The organism is Ideonella azotifigens (genome assembly GCF_006519715.1).
Lineage (GTDB): Bacteria > Pseudomonadota > Gammaproteobacteria > Burkholderiales > Burkholderiaceae_C > Ideonella > Ideonella azotifigens.
The window spans coordinates 1-5,062 of the sequence record NZ_VIDT01000416.1; the positions used below are offsets into that span (position 1 = coordinate 1).

Here is a 5,062-nt window from a genome sequence, read left to right on the forward strand (position 1 = left end):
CGAAGCCCTGGCCACTGACGAAGCACTGCCCGAAGCCAGCCGCCAGCTGGCGGACGGCGACGCCGACCCGGGCGCCACGCTGGACGATTTCCGCCGCGCGCTGGACGTGCTGCTCGAACGCGACCTGGCACAGCAGATGAAGCAGCTGCTGGCCCAGGCCGGCGCCGATCCGGCCGCGCTGCAGCAATACCGCGAGCTGGATCGCCAATGGCGGGAAGTGAAGCGCCGCCAGGCGGCTGCGCCAAAGGACGAAAGCTAGTCCGGCAGCCACGCCTGCGAAATGGCTGGCCGATACGCGAAGAAAATCAGCGAAGTCCCTTCGCTTTTCAAGGCCTTGCCTTGCTCAAAAATAGTGCATTTGGGTAAAATCCGATTTTCAGCGGCAAGAGTGACAGCAGCACTGCCGGCATGGACCACCCGCATGGACAGCCCATGCCATGGGTAGAACGCACTTCAAGTTCTCAAGGCCGGTCCCCTCCCTCCGCCAGCGCTGCACGCAAAAATGTCATGTCCACGCGAACTTGCCCGCCGGAATGAGCTGACTGGTTTGCGCCCACTGATTGCGCTGCCTTTGCTTGTGATGTGGCGACACCGTCGCCACATGGTGAGCAAGGCAGCCGGCAGGTTTTCAGTTCTCCATGCCCTGCTTTTGCTGCAGCGCGTTTGCGCGCTGCAGCTGCCGCACGTCGGCAAGGCAGTATCAGGAGCCTGAAAACGCTGCCCCTCACGACTGTTTCCCCAAGGTTCCCTCAAGGATCTGCATGACCGCCAAGAAGACCGCCGCCACCAAGACCGTCAAGGCCGCCGCCGATGCGGAAGACACCAAGCTGACCAAGACCAAAGCGGCAGCCAAGACCGCCACGGCCACGGCAGAAGACGGCAAGGCCAAGCGTGGCCGCAAGCCGAAGGCGGAAACCCCGGCCAAGAAGGAAGCGGTCGAGGAAGTCGAAGACGACCTGAGCGACATCGAGGCCGAGCTGGAAGGCGAGGTCGAAGTCGAGGTGGTCGAAAGCTCCGAAGTCGTCGAGGAAGCCGAGGACAAGCCCAAGGCCAAGCCGCTGCGCATGAAGGTCAGCCGCGCCAAGGAGCGTGCGCTGATGCGTGAATTCGGCCTGGACGAAACCGCGCTGACCGAAGAAGAAGTCGCCAAGCGCCGCCAGGAGCTGAAGACGCTCATCAAGATGGGCAAGACGCGTGGCTACCTCACGCACCAGGAAATCAACGACCACTTGCCCGAGAAGCTGGTCAACGAGGAAATCCTCGAAGCCATCATCTCGATGCTCAATGACATGGGCATCGCGGTCTACGAGCAGGCGCCCGATGCGGCCACGCTGCTGATCGCTGGCGGCGCCACCTCGACCGCCACCGAAGAAGAAGCCGAAGAAGCGGCCGAAGCGGCGCTGTCCACGGTCGACTCGGAATTCGGCCGCACGACCGACCCGGTGCGCATGTACATGCGCGAAATGGGCTCGGTCGAACTGCTGACCCGGGAAGGCGAAATCGAAATCGCCAAGCGCATCGAAGGTGGCCTGCAGGCCATGATGCAGGCCATCTCTGCCTCGCCGACCACCATCGCCGAGATCCTGGCGATGGCCGACAAGATCGCCGCCGGTGACATGCAGATCTCCGACGTGGTGGACGGCTTCGTCGCCAAGGACGAGGCCGACGACTACGTGGCCGAAGAAGACTTCGACGAGTTCGACGAGGAAGACGACGACGACGGCAATGGCGGCTCCAAGGCCCTGACCAAGAAGCTCGAAGAGCTGAAGAATGCCGCGCTGACCAAATTCGCCGACCTGCGCATTCACTTCGACAAGATGCGCAAGTCCTTCGAGAAGGAAGGCTACAAGTCGCAGCCGTACAGCAAGGCGCAATTGGCCATCAGTGAAAACCTGATGACCATCCGCTTCACGGTCAAGACCATCGAGAAGCTGTGCGACATCCTGCGCTCGCAGGTGGACGACGTGCGCCGCTACGAACGCGAGATCCGCAAGATCGTGGTCGACAAGTGCGGCATGCCGCAGGAACACTTCATCAAGACCTTCCCGCCGAATGCCTTGAACCTGAAGTGGGCCGAGAAGGAAATCGCGGCGGCCAAGCCGTTCAGCGCCATCCTCGCCCGCAACCTGCCGGCCGTGCAGGAACTGCAGCAGAAGCTGATCGACCTGCAGGCCCGTGCCGTCGTGCCGGTCGAAGACCTGAAGGACATCAACCGTCGCATGAACGAGGGCGAGAAGGCCTCGCGCGATGCGAAGAAGGAAATGATCGAGGCCAACCTGCGCCTGGTGATCTCGATCGCGAAGAAGTACACCAATCGCGGCCTGCAGTTCCTGGACCTGATCCAGGAAGGCAACATCGGCCTGATGAAGGCGGTGGACAAGTTCGAATACCGCCGCGGCTACAAGTTCTCGACCTATGCGACGTGGTGGATTCGTCAGGCCATCACCCGCTCGATCGCCGACCAGGCGCGCACCATCCGCATCCCGGTTCACATGATCGAGACGATCAACAAGATGAACCGCCTGTCGCGCCAGCATTTGCAGGAGTTCGGCTTCGAGCCGGACGCTCCGACGCTGGCCGAGAAGATGGAAATGCCCGAGGACAAGATCCGCAAGATCATGAAGATCGCCAAAGAGCCGATCTCCATGGAAACGCCGATCGGAGACGACGACGACAGCCACCTGGGCGACTTCATCGAGGACACCAACAACACTGCGCCCATCGAGGCCGCGATGCAGGCCGGCCTGCGCGACGTGGTGAAGGACATCCTCGACAGCCTCACCCCGCGTGAAGCCAAGGTGCTGCGCATGCGCTTCGGCATTGAAATGTCCACCGACCACACGCTGGAAGAAGTGGGCAAGCAGTTCGACGTGACGCGCGAGCGCATTCGCCAGATCGAAGCCAAGGCGATCCGCAAGCTGAAGCACCCGAGCCGCTCGGACAAGCTGCGCACCTACCTGGACAACATCTGATCCAGCAAAGCCTGACGCGGGCCTGACAGCCCCAAAATGAAAAGCGGGGAACGCAGCAATGCGTCACCCGCTTTTTCGTTGGCGCCCGGGTTTTCCTGGCCCCTTGCGCCGGCCTGTGGCTTGCGCGCTAAACTCAATCGGGCATGGCGACCATCAAGCGCAGATACGTATTTTTTGCTGACCTGCGAGGCAGCACCGCGTTGTACGAAACGCTGGGCAACGCGCACGCCACGTCAGTGGTGACGGACGTGATCCGCAACCTCGCCCGCCGCGTCCCGGAATGCGGCGGTCAGCTCGTCAAGACCCTGGGCGACGGCCTGATGGCCGTGTTTCCGCGCGCCATCAACGCAGTGACTGCCGCGGTGCAGATGCAGGACGACCTGGAGCGCCAACCCGCGCCGAGCGACCGGCCCACACCACGCGTGCAGCTGCAGATCGCGATCAGCGCCGGCGAAGTGGTCGAGGTCGGCGGCGACTGCTTCGGCGACGCCGTCAACGTCGCGGCCAGGCTGCTGGACCATGCCGGCGACAGCGAATCGCTGATCGGCCGCGAGGTCTACGACGAATTGCCCTGGGAAGTGCGCTCGCGCTTCCGGCACCTCGACAAGGTGCACCTGCGCGGCCGCGTGGAGCCAGCCGAGGTGTTCCTGCTGGCCCGCAGCAAGGGGCCGGACACCGAAGTCACCCACCTCGAAAGCCCTTCGGCCACGCATGACGCGCTGGGCGTGCTGCTGAGCTGGCGCGGCCAGCCGCACCGCTTCCTGCGCGACCGCATGCCGGTGTTGCTGGGCCGCGGCGCGGCCTGCGGCATGAAGGTGGAGGACGCCCGCGTTTCCCGTACCCATGCCCGCATCGACCTGATGGGCGGCGCACTGCAGCTGACCGACCTGAGCATCAACGGCACCTTCGTGCGCTTTGCAGGCGACGACGAGGTGCTGAGCCTGCGCCGCGGCAGCTGCACGCTGCATGGCCAGGGCGAACTGGGCCTGGGCGGCTCGCCCAACGACGCCAGCGTGGCCACGCTGCGCTTCTCGCTGATCGCCCACAACGACCCGCCACCACCGCCCTTCCCGCCAGCCGCCGCTCCCTGGCAGCACCGCTGAACCGCATGCCACCACCCGCTCCCGCCCCGTCCTTCCAGCACGGGCAGGCGCCGCGTGTCGGCATCCTGTTCACCAACCTGGGCACCCCCGACGCCGCCACGCCGGCGGCACTGCGCCGCTACCTGGCCGAGTTCCTCAGCGACAGCAGGGTGGTCGAGATCCCGCGGCTGGTCTGGTGGCCCATCCTGCACGGGATCATCCTGCGCACCCGGCCGGCCAAGTCGGCACGCAAGTACGCCAGCGTCTGGCTGCCCGAAGGCTCGCCGCTGCTGGTCTGGACCCAGCGACAGGCCCGCGAGCTGCAGGCCGAGCTGGCCGCCGACGGCCTGCCTGTGATCGTGGTCCCAGCCATGCGCTACGGCAATCCGGGCATCCCCGCCGCCCTGCAGGCCCTGCACGACCGGGGCGTGGACCGCATCCTGGTCCTCCCGGCCTATCCGCAATACTCCGGCGCCACCACGGCCAGCACCATCGACAAAGTCGCCGAATGGACCCGCCGCACCCGCCGCCTGCCGGCGCTGCGCTTCGTCACCCAGTACCACGACGACGCAGGCTACATCCAGGCGCTGGCCGCCAGCGTATGCGCGCATTGGCAACAGGCTGGGCGCGCGCCCATGCTGGTGATGAGCTTCCACGGCATGCCCGAACGCACGCTGCACCTGGGCGACCCCTACCACTGCCAGTGCCACAAGACCGCCAGGCTGCTGGCCGAGGCCTTGGGCCTGTCGACCGAGCAGTACCGCGTCACCTTCCAGAGCCGCTTTGGCAAGGCGAAGTGGCTGGAGCCGGCGACAGAACCCACCCTGGTGGCGCTGGCGCAGCAGGGTGTGGCGCAAGTCGACGTGGTCTGCCCTGGGTTCTCAGCCGACTGCCTGGAAACACTGGAGGAGATCAGCCAGGAAGCCAGGGAGGCCTTCCTGCACGCAGGCGGCCAGGTGTTCCACTACATCCCCTGCCTGAACGATTCACCGGCGCACGTCGCCGCGC

At 65.1% G+C, this 5,062-nt stretch carries 4 protein-coding genes and 1 pseudogene; 4 read left to right on the forward strand and 1 reads right to left on the reverse strand.

The genetic code is table 11. From position 1 onward, the window contains the following. Nucleotides 1-259 (forward strand): annotated as a pseudogene (locus FKP22_RS32360) (hypothetical protein); the annotation flags it as partial. On the opposite strand, the gene FKP22_RS32365 reads toward FKP22_RS32360, so the two are convergent. Continuing rightward, nucleotides 256-423, reverse strand: coding sequence for a hypothetical protein (locus FKP22_RS32365; RefSeq protein WP_170200990.1), 168 nt, complete (start codon nucleotides 421-423; stop codon nucleotides 256-258). The pseudogene FKP22_RS32360 and the gene FKP22_RS32365 overlap by 4 nt on opposite strands. Nucleotides 424-761: 338 nt before the next feature. Here FKP22_RS32365 and rpoD point away from each other — a divergent pair, with 338 nt between their 5' ends. From rpoD to hemH, 3 genes are all read left to right on the forward strand, one after another. Continuing rightward, entirely contained in the window at nucleotides 762-2,972 is a 2,211-nt protein-coding gene (rpoD, locus tag FKP22_RS20790; protein ID WP_141289601.1) for an RNA polymerase sigma factor RpoD, read from the forward strand. 143 nt (nucleotides 2,973-3,115) lie between these two features. Beyond that, entirely contained in the window at nucleotides 3,116-4,075 is a 960-nt protein-coding gene (locus FKP22_RS20795; protein WP_141289602.1) for an adenylate/guanylate cyclase domain-containing protein, read from the forward strand. A 5-nt stretch (nucleotides 4,076-4,080) separates the two neighbouring features. Continuing rightward, a partial coding sequence (gene hemH / locus FKP22_RS20800; RefSeq protein WP_141289603.1) for a ferrochelatase occupies nucleotides 4,081-5,062 on the forward strand: 982 nt, incomplete at its 3' end.